We start from the raw sequence: 17,862 nt of genomic DNA, 5'->3' as shown, positions 1-17,862 counted from the left end.
TGCGGGCGCGCCTGCCGCGGCGCTGCGACACTGGTCGCCATGCGGTCCGAACACGGCCTCGACCGACTTCTCGCGTTCAGCGACGCCGTGGTGGCGATCGCGCTGACCCTTCTCGTCCTGCCGCTGGTCGAGATCGTGTCGGACACGGACGACGCGTCGAGCGTCGCCGGCCTCGTCCGCGACCACGACGACGCGTTCGTCGGGTTCGCGATCAGCTTCGTCGTCATCTGGGTCCTCTGGCGTGACCACCACGCGCTGATGGAGCACTTCGCGACGTACGACCGCACGCTCGTCTCGACCCACTTCGTGTGGCTCCTGACGATCGTCCTGCTGCCCTTCACGACGCAGCTGATCGCGGCCAGGGAGGACCTCGACGGCGCCGTCGCCGCCTACGTCGCGTCACTGCTCGTCGCTGTCCTGGCTCTCGTGGCCACGGGGTTGTGGGGACGCCGCCATCCGGAGCTCTTGCACGACACCGACGAGAACCGGACCTGGCGAGAGAGCACACCCTCGGGGATCGTGACCGTCGTCCTGCTCGTGGTCGTGCTGGCACTGGCGCTGGCCTTCCCTGACCAGGGGGCGTACCCGCTCCTCATCCTCCTGCTGCAGGCACCGATCGAACGCGTGCGGGCATCACGCCGGCGTGCGGCTGTCTGACCCGGACGATCAGCCGAGGTGCTTGTCGAAGAACGCGCCGATGCGCTCCCACGCCTGCGGGGTCGCCTCGGGGTCGGGGCCGATGCCCGCGACGCGCATCACCGGGCGAAGGACGCGTGGACCGGCGTCCTCGTCGTTGAGGAAGGCGTGGCCGGCGCCGGCGTACACGGTGACGTCGTGGTCCACATCCGCACGGGTCAGCGCCTCCTCGAGCCGCTCGGCTCCGTGGCGCACGACGCGGTCCTTGGTCCCGTACGTCGCGACCACCGGGCACGAGCCGACGACCGCCTCGTCGAGGTCCTTCGGGATCACGCCGTAGTTGACCGCCGCCGCGTCGTACCCGCCGCGACCGGCCACGAGGATCGCGAAGCCGCCGCCGAGGCAGAAGCCGATCACGCCGATCTTGCCGTTGGTGATCTCGCGGTCGATCAACCACCCGCGCGCCGCGTCGATGTCGGCGAACGCGCGGCCATTGCCGGTGGAGAACGCGCGGGCGGTCGAGACGAGACACCGTCGCGCGCCGCCGTCGCTGTAGAGGTCGACGGCGAGGGTCGCGTAGCCCATCTCGGCGAGCTTGTCCGCATGCCGACGCATGGTGGGGACGAGGCCGAACGCCTCGTGGATGAGCACCACCCCCGGCCATGGACCGGGGGTGGTGGGCTCGGCCAGGTAGCCGCGCAGGGCGCGGGACGTGTCGCGGGCGCCGCTGCGGCTCAGGTCGACGTCGGGCATGGCGACACGTTAGGGCCTAGCGTCGGTGGGGCACCAGGGTCTTGGTGAACAGTGCCGCCCCGTCGACGTCGCGCAGCGTGACGGTCAGCTCCTCGGACCGGCCGTCGATCTCGACCTCGCCGAAGAACTGGAACCCCTCGGCCGGCGAGGTGTTGGCCCGCGGCGGTGCCGCCACGAACTCGGCCCTCGGTCCGAAGGTGGCGTCGAGCGCGTTGGGGCCGAACGCGCCCGCGTTGAGCGGGCCGGAGACGAACTCCCAGAACGGGTCGAACTCCTGGTACGCCGCACGGTCCGGCGAGTAGTGGTGCGCGGCGGTGTAGTGGACGTCGGCGGTCAGCCAGACGTGGTTGCGGATCCCGGCCCGCTTCAGCGCGGTGAGGACCGGTGCGATGTCGAGCTCGCGACCCAGCGGTGCACCCGGATCGCCTTGTGCGAGGCCCTCCTGCAGGCCGCCGTCCGGGACGACGAGCCCGATCGGGAGATCGGCGGCGATCACCTTCCAGGTGGCCCGCGACCGCTCGAGCTCACGGATGAGCCACCGCGTCTGCGTCTGCCCGAGGACCCCGCCGTCGCGCTGCGTCTCGGTGTCGACGGTGTTGGCGTCCTTGTGCGTGCGCATGTCCAGGACGAACACGTCGAGCAGGGGCCCGAGGTGCAGCACGCGGTAGAGGCGACCGTCCGGGTCGGGTGAGAGCGGTGCGACCGGCATGTACTCGTGGAAGGCCTGCTGCCCGCGCGCGGCGAGCACGTCGACGCGCTTCTCGGTGTAGCGGGCGTCGGTCAGGATCTCGCCCGGGTACCAGTTGTTCGTGACCTCGTGGTCGTCCCACTGCGTCACGATCGGCGTGCTGGCAAGGTACCGGCGCCAGTTGTCGGCGAGCAGGTTGTACTTGAACTGGCCGCGGAACTCGTCGAGCGTCTCGGCGACCTTCGTCTTCTCCTCGATCACGACGTTGCGCCACAGCGTGCCGTCGGGCAGCGTCACCGTCTCGGCGACCGGACCGTCGGCGTACACGTTGTCGCCGCTGGACAGGAAGAAGTCGGGGTTGCGACGTTGCATCGCGTCGACGATGCGGAAGCCCCCGTACGCCGGGTTCACGCCCCAGCCCTGTCCGGCGATGTCGCCGGACCACTGGAAGCGGATGTCGTCGCCGCGCTGCGACGCCGTGCGCAGACGCCCCGTCTCGGGTGCGCTGCTGCGGCGCGGGTCGCGGAGGTCGACGGCGCGGACGCGGTAGTGGAGGTCGGCCCCGGACGGGAGTCCTCGTACGGTGAACCGGCCGGTGAAGTCCGTCTCGGGCGTGACGACCGGTCCTCGTACGGTGACGGCTCGGCGGAACGAGCGGTCGCGCGAGATCTCGGCGACCAGGCGCGACGGGCGGTCGGCGCGCGACCAGAGCGTCGCCTCCCGCGTGAGGACGTCGCCGGCCTGGACGCCGTGGGTGAGGGTCGGTCGCCCGCTGCGGACGAGCGCCGGGGCGGAGGTCGTACGGGCAGTGGCGGAGGAGGCGGCGCCGGAGCCGAGGACGACGGCACCGGCGCCGACGACGGCAGCGCCGCGGAGCAGGGTGCGGCGGCCGACGCGGGGATCGGGTGAGGTCTCAGTCATGCCCCCACGCTGTCGAGCCGGGGCGAACGGACGGTGACGGCGAGGTGAGAGTCAGACGACGTCCTCGCGATCCGCAGATCGGGCGGCGGGCTCGTAGGTTGGGCCTATGCCTACCTCAGCCATCGATCTCGGACGTCCGGTCTCCGGGGACGTCATCGACCTCATCCTCGACGACCACCGTCGGTTCGAGGACCTGCTGCGGCAGCTGCGTGACGCCAGCTCCGACCGCGACGCCGTGCGCCGGGCGTTCGCCGCGCTGCACGTCGCGCACGCGGAGGCGGAGGAGAAGGAGGTCTATCCGACGCTGCGCCGTCGGGACGCCATCGGCGCGCACGAGGAGGAGCACGGCGAGGAGGAGCACGCCGAGGGCAACGAGGCGCTGCTGACCGTGCTCGAGCTGAAGGGCACCGACACCCCGACGTTCGACGACGCGGTCGAAGAGCTGGCGCGGGTGGTCAACCACCACCTGACCGAGGAAGAGCTCACGATCCTCAACCCGGCCCGTGAGGGTGTCGCGGAACGGTCCCGGCTCGCGCTCGGGGAGGCCTTCGCGCGGGAGCGCAACGCTCAGATCGACGCGGACTGCGGTCGGATCGAGAACGTGCGTGCCATCGTCGCGCGTGCCGAGAAGGCCGGACTGCTCGACGACGACGAGTGAGCCGTGAGGCGGCGGCTCAGGCGCCGACGGCGAGGCCTACCGCGATGCCCACGGCGTAGACCAGCTCGGCAAGACCGGTGTCGCGGAGCGTCGGGAGCAGGGCCAGCCCCTTGTCGCCGCGGGCGACCGGAGTCGCCGCGCGCAGTGCCCACGGGAACGCCAGCAGGCCGAACAGCGCCGACGGCGTGTAGGACGCCAGCCACCAGACCGTGAGCAGGGCGACGACCATGAGCGCGACGAAGAAGATCCGCGACCGCCGGTCGCCGAGCACCACGGCCAGCGTGCGCTTGCCGCTGACCGTGTCGGTCGGGATGTCGCGGAGGTTGTTGGCGACGAGGATCGCGCACGCCAGCGAGCCGACGCCGATCGCCGCGGCGAGGCTCGGCCACGTGAACGCGCCGACCTGCACGTAGGTCGTCCCGAGCACGGCCACCAGCCCGAAGAACACGAAGACGCTGACCTCGCCCAGCGCTCGGTAGCCGTACGGCGTCGAGCCGCCGGTGTAGAACCAGGCGGCCGCGATCGCGGCGACGCCGACGACCATCAGCCACCAGCCCGAGGTCGCCGCGAGCACGAGGCCGAGCGCGGCACCGACGCCGAAGCAGACGAACGCGGCGCGCTTCACTGCGCCGGCGCTCGCAGCGCCCGAGCCGACGAGCCGCATCGGACCGACCCGGTCGTCGTCGGTCCCCTTGACGCCGTCGGAGTAGTCGTTGGCGTAGTTCACGCCGATCTGCAGTGCGAGCGACAGGAACAGGCAGACGACCGCCTTCCACCACACGGCGCCGTCGGCGAAGACGGCCGCGCCCGTGCCTGCGACCACCGGTGCGACGGCGGCGGGGAGCGTACGGGGGCGTGCTCCTGCGATCCACTGCGATGCTGTTGCCACGACCGCCCATCCTGTCACCCGCACGCTTTCGCCCGTCGTCGCCTCCCACCCGCCGGTTCCCCGCTGGTCGAGGCGCGAAGCGATCGAGACCCCTCCCTCCGCCGAGAAACCACCCCTGTCACGCCGCCCCGCCGGTGTCAGTGGGAGTCCCTAGCGTGGTGGCATGACGTCGATCGGCGGGTACGACCCGGGCCACCTCACCGAGGTGGCCCGGCGTCGTGCTGCCGCCGAGGCGGAGGAGCTGGCGGCGCTGCTGGCTGCCGACGACGCCGCACACCGTGAAGCGGCCACGCTGGGCTCCGCCCTCCAGCGGCAGCTGCATGTGCGTGCGGCCCGGATGGAGATCGCCGTCGCCACCCGGCTCTCCGAGGGTCAGCTGCGGTCGCGGCTGAGCGAGGCGCGCGACGTCCGCGACCGTCTGCCGACGGTGTGGGCGGCGCACGGCGAGGGGCGGCTCGACGGCTACCGCGTGCATCTCGTCGCCGAGGCGCTCGCGCGACTGGAGCGCGAGGCGTCGGTCGTGCGGCTCGATGCTTCGGTCGTCGCCTACGCGTCGTCGCACACCGCATCCGAGCTGCGCGCGTGGCTGCGGCGGTTCGTGGCACGGGCGGAGCCCGACGTTCTCGCCGACCGTGCCGCGCGCGGCCGTGAGGACCGGCAGGTGCGGGTGCAGCACGGCGACGACGGCATGTCCGAGCTGTGGGCGCTGCTTCCGACGCTGCAGGCCGCGACCATCGACGCGCGACTGAGGCGAGAGGCCGGCCGCCTGGCCGACGCCCAGGACCCCGCAGCCGACCCCGCCCCTCGTACGCTCGCGCAGAAGCGCGCCGATCTTCTCGTGGCGTGGACGACAGGCCTCCACGCGACGGCCGACGAGACTCCCGCCGTACGCCCGTCGGTCGACGTCGCCGTGGTGATGACGGCCGAGGCGTTGGCGGGTGAGTCCGACGAGCCTGTGGTGTCGTCGGACGGGGCGTGGGTGGTCCCCGCGCAGGAGCTGCGTGATCTCCTGGCCGGCTTCGCGAGCGCCAACCTGTTCTGGCACCGCCTGCTCAACGACCGGGCGGGTCGGACGCTGGACCACACCTACCTCGGGCGGTTCGCCCCCGACCTGCTGGCCCGCGCCGTCCGGCTGCGCGACGGGGTCTGCCAGGCTCCCGGCTGCACGGTCCCCGCCGAGCGGTGCGACCTCGACCACCGCGTCCCGTGGCCACGGGGTGACACCTCCGGCGGCAACATCTGGCCGCTGTGCCGACGCCATCACCAGCTCAAGTCACACGGCTATCTCGTCCCGACCACCCGGGACGGGCCCGATCACCCCTGGCGTCTTCCGTCAGGTCGCGTCGTCGCCACCGAGCGCGTGTCAGCAGATCCGGCGGAGCCGACGGCGCCTGTCACAGCCGACTCTCCCGCATCACGCCTCGAGGGTCACCTCAAGCGACTCGTCGATCTGCACGCGGCCGCGCCCGGTTAGCGTGGAGGGCGTGACGGACGATGTGGAGACCAGCGCGCAGTCGACGGCGGCCGCGTTGCGACCGGTGAGCGGGACGCCGCCCGAGGTGGAGGCGGCGTTGCGCGGCTGGCTCGCGGCGGACGCCGATCCCGCGCCGCTGGTCATCCGGACGTCAGGATCCACCGGGCGCCCGAAGGACGTGCTGCTCTCGCGGCGGGCGATCACGTCCAGCGCGCACGCCACCCACGCGCGGCTGGGCGGGCCAGGGCAGTGGCTCCTGGACCTCCCGCCGCAGTACGTGGCCGGAGTGCAGGTGATCGCACGGTCGATCCTCTCCGGATCCGCCCCGGTGGTGACCGCGGAGCACGTCGGGCTCGAGGAGGCGGTCGCCGCGATGACAGGGGAGCGGACGTACGCCTCGCTCGTCCCGACCCAGCTGCACCGGCTCGCCGAGTCCGGCCGACTCGACGTCCTTGCCACGCTCGACGCCGTTCTCGTCGGCGGCGCTGCGCTCGACCCGGCGTTGCGCGCTCGCGCCGCCGACGCCGGCGTTCGGGTCGTCCGGACCTACGGGATGAGCGAGACCTCGGGTGGCTGCGTGTACGACGGCGTGCCGCTCGACGGAGTCGGCCTCCGTATCGACGTCGAGCATCGAGTGTGGCTCACCGGGCCGGTGCTGTTCGACGGGTACGACGGCGACCGTGAGGCGACCGACGAAGCGTTGCGCGACGGGTGGCTACGGACCCACGACCTCGGACGCCTCGACGCCGACGGGAGGCTCCAGGTGCTCGGCCGCACTGACGACGTCGTGATCTCCGGCGGCGTCAACGTCGTGCTCCCGCGGGTCGCTGCGGCACTGCGCGGTGCCGACGGCGTCGTGGACGCCGTGGTCGTCGGCGTGCCCGACCCGGAGTGGGGGCAGCTGGTCGTCGCCGTGGTCGCCGGCACCCCGGCGGGCGTGGCGGCGCTGCGGGACGCGGTCGAGGCTGCGGGCCTGCCGCGCAGCTGGGCGCCCCGTCGCGTCGTCATCGTCGACGCGATCCCGCTGCTGGACCACGGCAAGATCGACCGCCAGGCCGTACGCGCGCTGGCCGAGGCCTGACCTCAGGCGTCGGCGACGCAGCGGAAGCCGAGGTGGCCGGTCGTGCTGTGGACCTCCTGGCCCTGACGCGCTGCGGGACGGTAGCGGTGGCAGTACGACGGTGCACACAGGTGCGACCCGCCCTTCGAGACGAACCGCGTCCCTTCAGCGGCGGGCGCGGACGGCGCGACCGGCGCACAGCAGCTCGCCACCGGCAGCTCGGCGTGCGAGGTGGACCACGGCGAGCTCGTCCACTCCCACACGTTGCCGGCCATGTCGAAGAGCCCGTAGCCGTTCGGGGCATAGCTCCCCACCGGGGTGGTCATGCCGTGCTTCTTGGGGATGTCGTTGCGCCAGGGGAACTCGCCGTGCCAGGTGTTGGCCATGACGCGGCCCTTCGGCATGAACTCCTCGCCCCAGGTGTATCGGGCTCCCACCAGGCCACCACGGGCCGCCCACTCCCACTCCGCCTCGGTGGGCAGCCGCATCCCTGCCCACGCGGCGTACGCGAGCGCGTCCTCGTGCGCCACGTGGATCACGGGGTGCTTGTCGCGGCCGTCGAGGTTGCTGCCGGGCCCCTCGGGGTGCCGCCAGTCGGCTCCGGGCTGCCAGCGCCACCAGCGCTGCCAGTCGTCGAGCGGCACGGGGCCGGCGGTGGGGGTGAACACGAGCGACCCCGGCACGAGATCGGCGGGATCGGCGTCGGGGAAGTCGGCCGGATCGGGCGACTTCTCCGCCACGGTGACGTGGCCGGTGTCCTTGACGAACCGCCGGAACTGCGTCGTGGTCACCGTGTGCCGCATCACCCGCAGCGGGCCGACCTCGACCTGGCGTACGGGCTGCTCCTCCGGGTAGAAGTCGGTGCTTCCCTGCAGGAGCGAACCGCCCGGAACCAGCTCCGTGTCATGCCTGGCTGCCATGGCCGTCAGCGTATCGTCGTGGACACATCGACGAGGCTGGGAGCGAGATGACGCCACGAGAGGTGCTGCCGTCCTGGCGCGAGGGGTCACCGCGTTCCGCGATCACCCAGTTCGTCGCGGCCGTCACCACCGGGCCCGGCGCGGTGCCCGAGGAGGACCGGGTCGCGGTCTTCGACAACGACGGCACGCTGTGGACCGAGAAGCCGATGCCGACGCAGCTGCACTACATCGTGATGCAGTGGGCGGCGGCCGCGAACGCGGACCCGGCGCTCGCCGAGCGGCAGCCGTACGCCGCTGCCGTCAGCGGGGACCTGGCATGGCTGGGAGGTGCGGTCGACAAGCACTACGCCGGCGACGACACGGACCTCAAGACGATGATCGGGGCGATCCTCCAGTCGACGGCGCACCAGAGCGTCGAGGCGTACGAGGAGTCCGTTGCTGCGTTCTACCGCGACGCCGAGCACCTGACCCTCCACCGTCCGTACCGGCTGGCCGTCTACCAACCGATGGTCGAGCTGCTGCGCTACCTGGAGTCGCACGGGTTCACCTGCTACGTCGTCTCCGGCGGTGAGCGCGACTTCATGCGTCCGATGACGGTCGACTACTACGGCATCCCTCCCGAGCACGTGATCGGGTCGGCCTTCGGGCTGACCTACGACGCCGACACGAACGAGGTGCGGTTCGGGTCGGCGCTCGACTTCATGGACGACGGCCCGCAGAAGCCGATCCGGATCTGGTCACGCACCGGCCGTCGCCCGCTCCTGGCCGTCGGCAACTCCAACGGCGACGTCGACATGCTGCGGTTCGTCCAGAAGCATCCGTGCAGCCTCAGCCTGCTCGTGCACCACGACGACGACTCGGGCCGCGGCGACGAGCCGTACGACGCCGGTGCCGAGGATGCGCTCGCCGCGGCCGGCTCCCACGGGTTCACCGTGGTGAGCGTGAAGAGGGACTGGGCCACGGTGTTCCCGGAGGGCTGAGCGGTCTCGGGATACCGTTGCGGACGTGAACGAATCCCTCGCCTGGCTCCCGTACTCGACGCCGATGCGGACCCGCTTCCGCGGGATCACCGTGCGTGAGGGCCTGCTGGCGCAGGGGGAGACGGGCTGGGTCGAGCTCAGCCCGTTCTGGGACTACGACGAGGTCGCATCACGCCCCTGGTACGACGCAGCGGTCGCCGACGCCGTACGCCCGTGGCCGACGCCGCTGCGCGACACGGTTCCGGTGAACTGCACCGTGCCCGCGGTCGGACCCGAGGCGGCGCAAGCGATCGTGCGCGGGGGACACGGCTGCCGTACGGCGAAGGTCAAGGTCGCCGAGCCCGGTCAGACCCTCACCGACGACGAGGCGAGGGTCGCGGCCGTCCGTGACGCGCTCGGCCCCGGCGGCGCCGTGCGGGTCGACGCCAACGGGGCCTGGTCGGTCGACGAGGCGTACGCCGCGCTCGCCGTCCTCGACCGTGCGGCGGGAGGCCTGGAGTACGCCGAGCAGCCGTGCCCCACCGTCGAGGAGCTGGCCGCGCTCCGGCGGCGCACCCACGTGCCGATCGCTGCCGACGAGTCGATCCGCCGCTCCGAGGACCCGTACCGGGTCGCCGAGCTCGAGGCTGCCGACGTGGCCGTCCTCAAGGTGCAGCCGCTCGGCGGTGTCGCGGCCTGTCTGGAGATCGCGGAGCGCATCGGACTTCCGGTCGTGGTGTCCAGCGCCCTCGAGACGTCGGTCGGCATCGCTGCGGGCGTCGCGCTCGCCGCGGCCCTGCCCGACCTGCCGTACGCCTGCGGGCTCGGGACGGTGTCCCTGCTCGAGCGTGACGTGGTCGACGAGCCGCTCCTCCCTCGCGGCGGAGCGCTCCCGGTCGTACGCCCGGGGCCGTCTGCCGCCTTCCTCGCGACGGAGCCGGATCCCGACCTGGCGGCCCGCTGGGCCGTCCGGCTGGACGAGCTGCGCGCGGTCCCGGCGGTGGGGCGATGAACCCCTCGACGGCGCTCGGCCGGGTCCTCGTCGACGAGCTCGTCCGCTCGGGCGTCCGCGAGGTCGTGCTCTCGCCGGGTTCGCGCTCGGCGGCGCTGGCGCTGGCGCTGCATGCCGCCGACGCCCGCGGCGAGCTTCGTCTCCACGTGCGGATCGACGAACGCAGCGCGGCCTTCCTGGCTCTCGGGCTCGCGAAGGGGTCGCACCGGCCCGTCCCCGTGGTGACCACCTCGGGCACCGCGGCGGCCAACCTGCATCCCGCGATCCTCGAGGCCTCGCATGCGCGTGTCCCCTTGATCGCGATCACCGCCGACCGCCCGACGGAGCTGCGCGGCACCGAGGCGAACCAGACGACCGACCAGGTGAAGCTGTACGGCGACGCGGTCCGGGCGTACGTCGAGGTGGCGGCACCCGAGGTCGTGCCGGCGAGCGCGGCGGCCTGGCGCGCGGTCGTCGCGCGGGTCGTGGGGGCGGCGGTCGGTCGTACGGGTGAAGGCCCGATCGCCCGCCCCGCTGGTGGGCCGGTCCACCTGAATGTGGCGTTCCGAGAGCCCCTCGTACCCGACGCCGAGGACGTCGACGGTCCACTCCCCGCAGCGCTGGCGGGGCGGCCGGACGGTGCCCCGTGGCGGCGCCCGGCTCCGGTGACTCCCGAGCCGGCTTCCACCCTGCCGCTCGGCCCGCGTACGGTCGTGGTCGCCGGCGACGACGCAGGTCCGGCAGCGCGGATGCTGGCCGAGGAGGCGGCGTGGCCGTTGCTCGCCGAGCCGTCCTCGGGAGCGCGCAACGGCACCTCCCCCATCGCGACGTACCGGCTGCTGCTGGGGCTTCCCGAGCTTGCCGACCGGATCGAGCGGGTCGTCGTCTTCGGCCATCCGACGCTCTCGAGGCCGATCTCACGGCTGCTCTCGCGCGACGACGTCGACGTGGTTGCCGTCGGCTCAGCGCCGTACACCGATCCTGGGAACCGCGTGTCTGCTGTGTATGCCGCCGTGCGGGCCGAGGCGCGCGACGAGTCCGCGTGGTTCGACCAGTGGAAGCGTGCTGACGCGGCGACGCTGGCGGCGGTCGAGGAGATCGTGCTGGCCCCCGCACCGGGGCTGACGTCCGCGATGGGCTTCCCGGTGTTCACGCCGCCGTTGAACGGCTGGCAGGTCGCCCGCATCGTCTCGCAGGACGTCCCGCCAGGCGGCCAGCTCGTGGTCGGGTCCTCAAGCCCCATCCGTGACCTCGACCTGATGGCCGTGCCGTACCCGGTGGGACAGCGGCGGATGATCACCGCCAACCGCGGGCTCGCCGGCATCGACGGGATGGTGTCAACCGCCGTCGGAGCGGCCCTCGGGCGCCGCTCGGACGAAGGGACACTGGCGCTGATGGGAGACCTGACATTCCTGCACGACAGCAACGGCCTCGTGACGGGGCGGTCGGAGCCCGAGCCGGAGCTCACGGTCGTGGTGGTCTCCGACAACGGCGGGAGTATCTTCGCGACCCTGGAGCAGGGCGACGCCCCGTACGCTGCCGCGTTCGAGAGGGTCTTTGCCACGCCGACCGCCGTCAGCATCGGCAAGCTCTGCCGCGCGATGGGCGTGGTGCACCGCCTGGTCACCACGTCGGACGAGCTGGAGGAAGCGCTCGCAGCAGCCGACGGGCTGCGTGTCGTCGAGGCCCGTGTCGACCGTGCTGACCGCCGGGAGATCGACCTTCAGATTCGTAGGGCAGCGCGGTTGCATTAAGACATCGACGATGTAACATGGCATCCGTCACGTCAGCGGAGACCTGGAGGGGCCATGACCGTCGCAGCCGTAGCGTTCCGTGAGACCGCCACGATCGACGACATCACCGCACGTCTGCTCGAGTCGTCCGCCGAGCTGTCGTACGACCCGAACGTCGAGGTGCGGTGGGACGAGCCGATCCCGGACGATCACTACGGTCTGAACCCCGAGTGGAGCACCCTCTACGGCACCCGCCTGTGGGACGAGATGAGCGAGGAGCAGCGCGTCGCCCTCACGCGCCACGAGGTCGGCTCGATCATGCAGACCGGCATCTGGTTCGAGATGATGCTGCAGCAGCTCATCCTCCGCGACCAGTACGCCAAGAACCCGGCCAACACCGAGTTCCGTTTCGCCCTCACCGAGATTGCCGACGAGTGCCGCCACTCGTTGATGTTCGCGCGGACGTGCGACGTCCTCGGCGTCCCGCAGTACCTCCCGCCCCGCGCGACCGTCGAGGCCGCGCGCCTGCTGAAGTCGATCGGCCGCGCCGAGCAGGCGTACGGCCCGATCCTCATCGCCGAGGAGATCCTCGACGTCATGCAGCGCGACTGGATGCGAGGCGAGAACGTCGTCCACATCGTCCGCAGCACGAGCAAGATCCACGTGGTCGAGGAGTCTCGCCACATGAAGTTCGCGCGCGCCGAGATCAGGCACAGCCTGCAGCATGCCGGCAGGTTCCGGCGCGAGTCGTCTGCGTACCTCTTCGCGGTCGCGGCGTGGGTCATCGCCAGCGCGATGGTCAGCCCCGAGGTGTACGCGAACGCCGGCCTCGACAAGCAGCGAGCCGTCGACGAGGCCAAGAACAACCAGCACCGCAAGGCCATGATGCGCCTGTCGTGCGTGCACCTGATGGACTTCCTCGCCGACTGCGGTCTGCTCACCAAGCGCGTGATGCCGATCTACCAGTCCGTCGACATGATCTGAGGCTCGACCCCATGGCCTACGCCGTCACGCAGAGCTGCTGCAACGACGCCACCTGCGTCTCGGTCTGCCCCGTCAACTGCATCCACCCGACGCCGGAGGAGCGCGAGGCCGGGTCGGTCGAGATGGTGTTCATCGACCCCGACACGTGCATCGACTGCGGAGCCTGCGCCGACGCCTGCCCGGTGGGCGCGATCGCGCCTGTCGACCTCCTTCGCGGACCCGACACCGTCTTCGCCGACCTCAATCGCGAGTACTACGAGACGCACCCCGAGTCGGTCACGTGGGACGCGCTGACGTTCCCGAGGACCGTCCCGCAAGGGTTCGGCGAGCTGCGTGTCGCCGTCGTCGGCACCGGCCCGTCGGCCGCGTACGCCGCGCGGTCGCTGCTCATGAGCTCGCCCGCCCGCCTCACGATGATCGACCGGCTTCCCGTCGCCGGCGGGCTCCTGCGCTCCGGTGTCGCTCCCGACCACCCGGAGACCAAGCGCATCGAGGACACGTTCGCCTGGACGTACGACCACCTGCGGGTCTCCGTGCAGCTCAACGTCGAGGTCGGCAAGGACGTCACGCACCAGGAGCTCCTCGACCACCACCATGCCGTCGTGTACGCGGTCGGTGCCGCGCAGGACAAGGTGCTCGGCATCCCCGGTGAGGATCTCGCCGGGAGCGTGTCGGCGACGGACGTCGTCGCCTGGTACAACGCACAGCCGGACCGTGACCACGACGACGTCGACCTCTCCTCGGAGCGGGTCGTCGTGGTGGGCAACGGCAACGTGGCGCTCGACGTCGCGCGGGTCCTCCTCACCGATCCCGACGAGCTCGCGCGCACCGACATCGCCGACCACGCGCTCGACGTGCTCCGCCGCAGCGCCGTGCGCGAGGTCGTCGTCCTCGGGCGCCGGGGACCCGAGGACGCGGCGTACTCACGCTCGGAGCTCGTCGGCATGCGGTCGATCCCGGGCGTCGACCTCCTCGTCGAGGAGGACCCTCGTACGACCGAGGTCGTCGACGGCGCCCAGACGGGCACGAAGGCGGCGATGCTGCGCGACGTCCCGCGCGTCGCCGTCGACTGGTCCGCCCAGCCCGCGCCGGGCAAGCGGGTCGTGCTCGCCTTCTGGACCGCTCCCGTCTCCCTCGAGGGCGACGTCGCCGTGACCGGCGTCCGCACGACGGGTGGCGAGATCGCGACCGGGCTGGTCGTGCGGGCGATCGGCTACCGAGGGGCACCAGTCCCCGGCCTGCCGTTCGACCCGACGACGCACACGGTGCCGAACGACCGCGGCCGCGTCCTCGACGCGTCGGGCGATCCGATCCCCGGGACGTACGTCGTCGGGTGGATCAAGCGAGGCTCCCGCGGCGGGATCGGCGCCAACCGCGCCTGCGCCCAGGAGACCGTCGAGGCCCTGATCGAGGACGCGTCGGCCGACCGTCTGCCGGTCCCGTCCAGCTCGGCGCGCGACTTCACGGCGCTGCTGCGCTGGCACCGCAAGGACGTGGTCGGACTGCGACGGATGCGCGCCATCGACCGGGCCGAGCGGGTCGCTGGTGCGGCGGTCGGTCGTCCCCGTCGCAAGCTCGCGACGGTGCCCGAGCTGCTCGCCGTGGCGGCGCCGACCGGGCGGTGGCTGGGCCGCCGACGCTAGTTGACCTGGCGCTCGTGGCCCTCCCAGTACGGTGCGCGCAGCTTGAACTTCTGCAGCTTGCCCGTCGCCGTACGTGCCAGCTCGTCGCGGAACTCGATGCGCTTGGGGCACTTGTAGCCCGCCAGGTGCTGGCGCGTGTGCGTGATGAGGTCCTCCGCCGACACCTCGCCGGCCTCGGGGTCCACGACGACGAGGGCCGTCACGAGCTCGCCCCACTTCTCGTCGGGGATGCCGATGACGGCGACCTCGCGTACGGCAGGGTGCAGCATGAGCGCGTCCTCGACCTCGATCGACGTCACGTTCTCGCCGCCGGAGATGATGACGTCCTTCTTGCGGTCGGCGATCGTGAGGTGGCCGTCCTCGAACGTGCCGCCGTCGCCGGTGTGGAACCAGCCGCCCTCCAGCGACGCGGCGGTCGCCTCCGGGTTCTCCCAGTAGGCCTCGAGGTTGTGGTTGGACTGCGCGAGGACCTCACCGCCGTCGTCCACCATGATGCGTACGCCGACGGCCGGCGCGCCGGCGCGACCCAGCAGCCGAGCCTGCTCCAGCGGCTCCAGGCCCTCCCACTCCTCGCGCATCCGGCTCATCGTGAGGAGCGGGGCGGTCTCGGTGAGGCCGTAGATCTGGATGAACTCCCAGCCGAGCTCGCCGCGGACACGCTCGATCGTCCGGGTCGGTGGCGGTGCGCCGGCGACGATGATCCGGACGCGGTCACGCCCGGGAACCTCGCCGTCCCAGGTCTTCGCCGCGTCGAGAACGGCCTGGACGACGGCAGGCGCCGCGCACATGAAGGTGACGCCGTGCTGCTCGACCCGTCGCAGGATCTCCGTGCCGTCGATCTTGCGGATCACGACGTGCCGGCCGCCCATGCCGGTGACGGCGTACGGCATGCCCCAGCCGTTCGCGTGGAACATCGGCAGCGTGTGGAGATAGACGTCGCGGTCGCTCACGCCGGCCTGCCAGCCGAAGATGCTCGCGTTGGTCCACAGGTTGCGGTGGGTGAGCTGGACGCCCTTCGGTCGCGCGGTCGTACCGGAGGTGTAGTTGATCGTCGCGGTCGCACTCTCGTCGCCGTCCCAGGGCTGCGGTTCCGCAGTGGTCGTCCACATCGGTTCGTCGTCCTCGCCGACGACGAAGGTGTGCTTCGCGGTGACCGTGTCGAGCAGCGACCGCACCTCCGGGTCGACCAGCAGGACCTCGGCGCCGCTGTGCTCGACGATGTACTTCACCTCGGCCGCCGCGAGCCGGAAGTTCACCGGGACCAGGATGCGCCCCCACCCGGAGACCCCGAAGAACGACGTCAGCAGGCGTGCGGCGTTCTGCGAGACGATCGCGACCCGCGCGCCCTGCGCCACCCCGAGCGTGTCGAGGTAGGCAGCCTGTGAACGGGCCCGGCGGCCCAGCTCGGCGTACGTGACCTCGCCCCACGACGGCGCCGGCTGGTCGGGCTCGTCCACCACCGCGACGCGGTCGGGATAGACCGTGACGGCACGGTCGAGGAAGTCGCGGACGGTGAGCGGGAAGAACATCGAGCACCTCGTACGATCGGGGCCGGGACGCAGGGAGAGTGACCCTGATCACGTCCTATCACGAGACGCCTCGGATGCCGAGGGACGTCAGCCGATCTCGGCGATGACGTCGCCCTCCTGCACGATCTGGCCCTCGCGGACGTGCAGGCGGACCGTGCCGCCCTCGCCCGCGAGCACCGGGATCTCCATCTTCATGGTCTCCAGCACCGCCACGACGTCTCCCGCCGCGACGTGGTCGCCCTCCTGCGCGTTCAGCCGCCAGACGTTCCCGACGATCTCGGCCCTAGCGGCGTACATCGGCCCCACTCTCGAAGCCCAGCGTCGCGAGCGCGTCGACGAGCCGGTCGCGCGTCTCCTCGGGGAGGATCACGTCGTCGAGGATGCCTGCCTCGGCGGCGACGTACGGGCGAGCGACGTTCTCGCGGTAGTCGGCGGCGAGCTCGTCACGGAGCGCCTCCGGGTCGTCTGCGTCGCGCAGGGCGCGGCGGTGCAGCAGCGCGACGGCGCCGCCGGGGCCCATCACCGCGATCTCCGCGCCCGACCAGGCCCAGGAGTAGTCCGCGCCGAGCGACGCCGAGCCCATGGCGATGTACGCGCCGCCGTACGCCTTGCGGACCACGACCGTCAGCACGGGCGCAGTCGTCTCGACGTACGCCTTGAGCAGCTTGGCGCCGTGCGTGATGACTCCGCGGGACTCCTCGACGGTGCCGGGGAGGAAGCCGGGCACGTCCACGAACGTCACCACGGGCAGTCCGAAGCGGCCGCAGAACTCGATGAAGCGGGCGGCCTTGACCGACGACTTCGCGTCGAGGACTCCGCCGCGCGACGCCGGCTGGTTGGCCAGCACGCCGACGGGGCGACCGTCGATGTGACCGAACAGCGTGAGCACGCTGGGGGCGTGCGCCGGCATGAGCTCCAGACGAGGCCCGGCATCCAGCACGCCGTCGATCACGGCGTGCATGTCGAAGACGACGCTGGCCTTGTCCGGGACGACGTACGGGAGACGCTCGGCAGCCACCGCGTCGGGTCGCCGCGGTGCGACGAGCGGCATCGGGCCGCCGACGTGGGACGGGAGGTACGAGAGGAGCAGGCGGGTCGCGTGGAACGCCTCGGACTCGTTGGTGACCTCGAGGTGCGCGACACCGCTGACCTCGGTGTGCATGACCGAGCCGCCGATCTCCTCGGCGCTCGCGTCCTCGCCCGTGGTCGCCTTGACGATGTCGGGACCGGTGAGGAACATCTGGCCCTGCTCGCGGACCATGATCGTCCAGTCGGTGAGCGCGGGGGAGTACGCGGCGGCGCCGGCGCACGGGCCGAGGATCAGGGAGATCTGGGGGACGCGCTTCTGAGCCTCGACGTTCAGCGCGAAGATGCCGCCGCAGCCGTGCAGCGCGTAGATGCCGTCGTGGATGCGGGCGCCGCCGGAGTCGTTGATGTAGACGATCGGGTAGCCCTTGTCGATGGCGAACCGCTGCGCCTTCTGCACGGTCTCGGCGAACACGGCGCCGATGGCCCCGGACGCGACGGCGGCGTCGTGGCTGGCGATGACGACTCCGCGGCCGTCGACGCGGCCCCAGCCGATGACCACGCCGGCGCCGTTGCCGTTGCTGTCGACGCGCATCGGGCTCATCTCGACGAAGGAGCCGGCGTCGACGAGCATCTCGGCACGCTCGCGAGCGGTGTACTCGCGGCGTCCGCGCGGCTCGACCCGACGGAACCGCTCCTGGCGGCGGTGGGCGAGACGTGCGCGGTGGTCGGAGGTTGCGGTCTCCGTGTTGATCGTGGTCAACTCGGTCTCCTAAAACATGAGGGAAGCCTCAGGACTCCTTCAAAGATGAGGGGTGCCTCATGTTTTGTCAAGCCGGGGCGGGACGTGTTCTGGGTCTCAGCCGCGACCAGCGCATCGGCGGTGTGCGGTCTACGGTTGCCGAACACAATCAGTTCCCCCGGACGCCCGCTCTCGCTCACAGGCGCAGCGCGGTCTGCCGCGGGCCGACAGCAGTGGAGGTCAACACCCCATGGTC

The 17,862-nt window shown here is 71.8% G+C and carries 16 protein-coding genes; 9 read left to right on the top strand and 7 right to left on the bottom strand.

Annotation, left to right across the window (positions count from 1 at the left end; translation table 11 throughout):
* Positions 1-39: 39 nt before the first annotated feature.
* Positions 40-657 (top strand): TMEM175 family protein, encoded by a 618-nt coding sequence (locus AB3M34_RS19255; RefSeq protein WP_370616370.1) that lies wholly within the window; start codon positions 40-42, stop codon positions 655-657.
* A gap of 9 nt (positions 658-666) precedes the next feature.
* Here the strand turns inward: AB3M34_RS19255 and AB3M34_RS19250 are convergent, their stop codons facing one another.
* Complete coding sequence (locus tag AB3M34_RS19250; protein ID WP_370616368.1) at positions 667-1,389, bottom strand: dienelactone hydrolase family protein; 723 nt, start codon at positions 1,387-1,389, stop codon at positions 667-669.
* A gap of 16 nt (positions 1,390-1,405) precedes the next feature.
* Entirely contained in the window at positions 1,406-2,998 is a 1,593-nt protein-coding gene (locus tag AB3M34_RS19245; protein ID WP_370616367.1) for an alkaline phosphatase D family protein, read from the bottom strand.
* Between the two features lie 106 nt (positions 2,999-3,104).
* Between AB3M34_RS19245 and AB3M34_RS19240 the strand changes: the two genes are divergently transcribed.
* Complete coding sequence (locus AB3M34_RS19240) at positions 3,105-3,656, top strand: hemerythrin domain-containing protein (RefSeq protein WP_370616365.1); 552 nt, start codon at positions 3,105-3,107, stop codon at positions 3,654-3,656.
* 16 nt (positions 3,657-3,672) lie between these two features.
* On the opposite strand, the gene AB3M34_RS19235 is transcribed toward AB3M34_RS19240, so the two are convergent.
* The gene (locus tag AB3M34_RS19235) at positions 3,673-4,545 is read right to left on the bottom strand and encodes a 1,4-dihydroxy-2-naphthoate polyprenyltransferase (RefSeq protein ID WP_370616363.1); all 873 of its coding nucleotides are present in this window, start codon (positions 4,543-4,545) and stop codon (positions 3,673-3,675) included.
* A gap of 163 nt (positions 4,546-4,708) precedes the next feature.
* Between AB3M34_RS19235 and AB3M34_RS19230 the strand changes: the two genes are divergently transcribed.
* Positions 4,709-6,019 (top strand): HNH endonuclease signature motif containing protein, encoded by a 1,311-nt coding sequence (locus AB3M34_RS19230; RefSeq protein ID WP_370616362.1) that lies wholly within the window; start codon positions 4,709-4,711, stop codon positions 6,017-6,019.
* A 10-nt stretch (positions 6,020-6,029) separates the two neighbouring features.
* Positions 6,030-7,100, top strand: a complete 1,071-nt coding sequence (locus tag AB3M34_RS19225) for an AMP-binding protein (RefSeq protein WP_370616360.1) — start codon at positions 6,030-6,032, stop codon at positions 7,098-7,100.
* Positions 7,101-7,102: 2 nt separating this feature from the next.
* Here AB3M34_RS19225 and AB3M34_RS19220 read toward each other — a convergent pair whose 3' ends face one another.
* Positions 7,103-7,999, bottom strand: coding sequence for a formylglycine-generating enzyme family protein (locus AB3M34_RS19220; protein WP_370616358.1), 897 nt, complete (start codon positions 7,997-7,999; stop codon positions 7,103-7,105).
* A gap of 47 nt (positions 8,000-8,046) precedes the next feature.
* On the opposite strand from AB3M34_RS19220, the gene AB3M34_RS19215 reads away from it, so the two are divergent.
* The 5 genes from AB3M34_RS19215 (at position 8,047) to AB3M34_RS19195 (ending at position 14,309) form a co-directional block, all read left to right on the top strand.
* Entirely contained in the window at positions 8,047-8,979 is a 933-nt protein-coding gene (locus AB3M34_RS19215) for an HAD family hydrolase (RefSeq protein WP_370616357.1), read from the top strand.
* Between the two features lie 64 nt (positions 8,980-9,043).
* The gene (locus AB3M34_RS19210; RefSeq protein ID WP_370620067.1) at positions 9,044-9,970 is read left to right on the top strand and encodes an o-succinylbenzoate synthase; all 927 of its coding nucleotides are present in this window, start codon (positions 9,044-9,046) and stop codon (positions 9,968-9,970) included.
* Complete coding sequence (gene menD / locus AB3M34_RS19205; RefSeq protein ID WP_370616355.1) at positions 9,967-11,703, top strand: 2-succinyl-5-enolpyruvyl-6-hydroxy-3-cyclohexene-1-carboxylic-acid synthase; 1,737 nt, start codon at positions 9,967-9,969, stop codon at positions 11,701-11,703. Before AB3M34_RS19210 ends, menD begins: the two co-directional genes overlap by 4 nt.
* A gap of 54 nt (positions 11,704-11,757) precedes the next feature.
* Positions 11,758-12,666 carry an AurF N-oxygenase family protein gene (locus tag AB3M34_RS19200; protein ID WP_370616353.1) on the top strand — a complete coding sequence of 303 codons (909 nt, stop codon included), beginning with the start codon at positions 11,758-11,760 and terminating at the stop codon, positions 12,664-12,666.
* A gap of 11 nt (positions 12,667-12,677) precedes the next feature.
* The gene (locus AB3M34_RS19195; protein ID WP_370616352.1) at positions 12,678-14,309 is read left to right on the top strand and encodes an FAD-dependent oxidoreductase; all 1,632 of its coding nucleotides are present in this window, start codon (positions 12,678-12,680) and stop codon (positions 14,307-14,309) included.
* Here the strand turns inward: AB3M34_RS19195 and AB3M34_RS19190 are convergent.
* The 3 genes from AB3M34_RS19190 to AB3M34_RS19180 all read right to left on the bottom strand — a co-directional run bounded on the left by AB3M34_RS19190 (position 14,306) and on the right by AB3M34_RS19180 (position 17,627).
* A complete protein-coding gene (locus AB3M34_RS19190) occupies positions 14,306-15,838 on the bottom strand; it encodes an AMP-binding protein (protein ID WP_370616351.1) in 1,533 nt (510 codons plus the stop codon). The genes AB3M34_RS19195 and AB3M34_RS19190 overlap by 4 nt on opposite strands.
* Positions 15,839-15,925: 87 nt before the next feature.
* Positions 15,926-16,135: a biotin/lipoyl-binding carrier protein gene (locus AB3M34_RS19185; protein ID WP_370616349.1), complete on the bottom strand. Its 210-nt coding sequence runs from the start codon at positions 16,133-16,135 to the stop codon at positions 15,926-15,928.
* On the bottom strand, positions 16,122-17,627 hold the full coding sequence (locus tag AB3M34_RS19180; protein ID WP_370616348.1) for an acyl-CoA carboxylase subunit beta: 1,506 nt from the start codon (positions 17,625-17,627) through the stop codon (positions 16,122-16,124). Before AB3M34_RS19180 ends, AB3M34_RS19185 begins: the two co-directional genes overlap by 14 nt.
* Positions 17,628-17,862: the final 235 nt, after the last annotated feature.

Origin of the sequence: Mumia sp. Pv4-285 (assembly GCF_041320275.1) — a bacterium.
Taxonomy (GTDB): domain Bacteria; phylum Actinomycetota; class Actinomycetes; order Propionibacteriales; family Nocardioidaceae; genus Mumia; species Mumia qirimensis.
This window is presented reverse-complemented; position numbering and strand designations above follow the sequence as displayed.

Coding starts and splice junctions, on each gene's coding strand:
- AB3M34_RS19220 (WP_370616358.1), bottom strand. CDS start 7,999: ATGGCAGCCAGGCATGACACGGAGCTGGTTCCGGGCGGTTCGCTCCTG.
- AB3M34_RS19230 (WP_370616362.1), top strand. CDS start 4,709: ATGACGTCGATCGGCGGGTACGACCCGGGCCACCTCACCGAGGTGGCC.
- AB3M34_RS19190 (WP_370616351.1), bottom strand. CDS start 15,838: ATGTTCTTCCCGCTCACCGTCCGCGACTTCCTCGACCGTGCCGTCACG.
- AB3M34_RS19255 (WP_370616370.1), top strand. CDS start 40: ATGCGGTCCGAACACGGCCTCGACCGACTTCTCGCGTTCAGCGACGCC.
- AB3M34_RS19215 (WP_370616357.1), top strand. CDS start 8,047: ATGACGCCACGAGAGGTGCTGCCGTCCTGGCGCGAGGGGTCACCGCGT.
- AB3M34_RS19250 (WP_370616368.1), bottom strand. CDS start 1,389: ATGCCCGACGTCGACCTGAGCCGCAGCGGCGCCCGCGACACGTCCCGC.
- AB3M34_RS19240 (WP_370616365.1), top strand. CDS start 3,105: ATGCCTACCTCAGCCATCGATCTCGGACGTCCGGTCTCCGGGGACGTC.
- AB3M34_RS19195 (WP_370616352.1), top strand. CDS start 12,678: ATGGCCTACGCCGTCACGCAGAGCTGCTGCAACGACGCCACCTGCGTC.
- AB3M34_RS19185 (WP_370616349.1), bottom strand. CDS start 16,135: ATGTACGCCGCTAGGGCCGAGATCGTCGGGAACGTCTGGCGGCTGAAC.
- AB3M34_RS19200 (WP_370616353.1), top strand. CDS start 11,758: ATGACCGTCGCAGCCGTAGCGTTCCGTGAGACCGCCACGATCGACGAC.
- menD (WP_370616355.1), top strand. CDS start 9,967: ATGAACCCCTCGACGGCGCTCGGCCGGGTCCTCGTCGACGAGCTCGTC.
- AB3M34_RS19245 (WP_370616367.1), bottom strand. CDS start 2,998: ATGACTGAGACCTCACCCGATCCCCGCGTCGGCCGCCGCACCCTGCTC.
- AB3M34_RS19210 (WP_370620067.1), top strand. CDS start 9,044: ATGCGGACCCGCTTCCGCGGGATCACCGTGCGTGAGGGCCTGCTGGCG.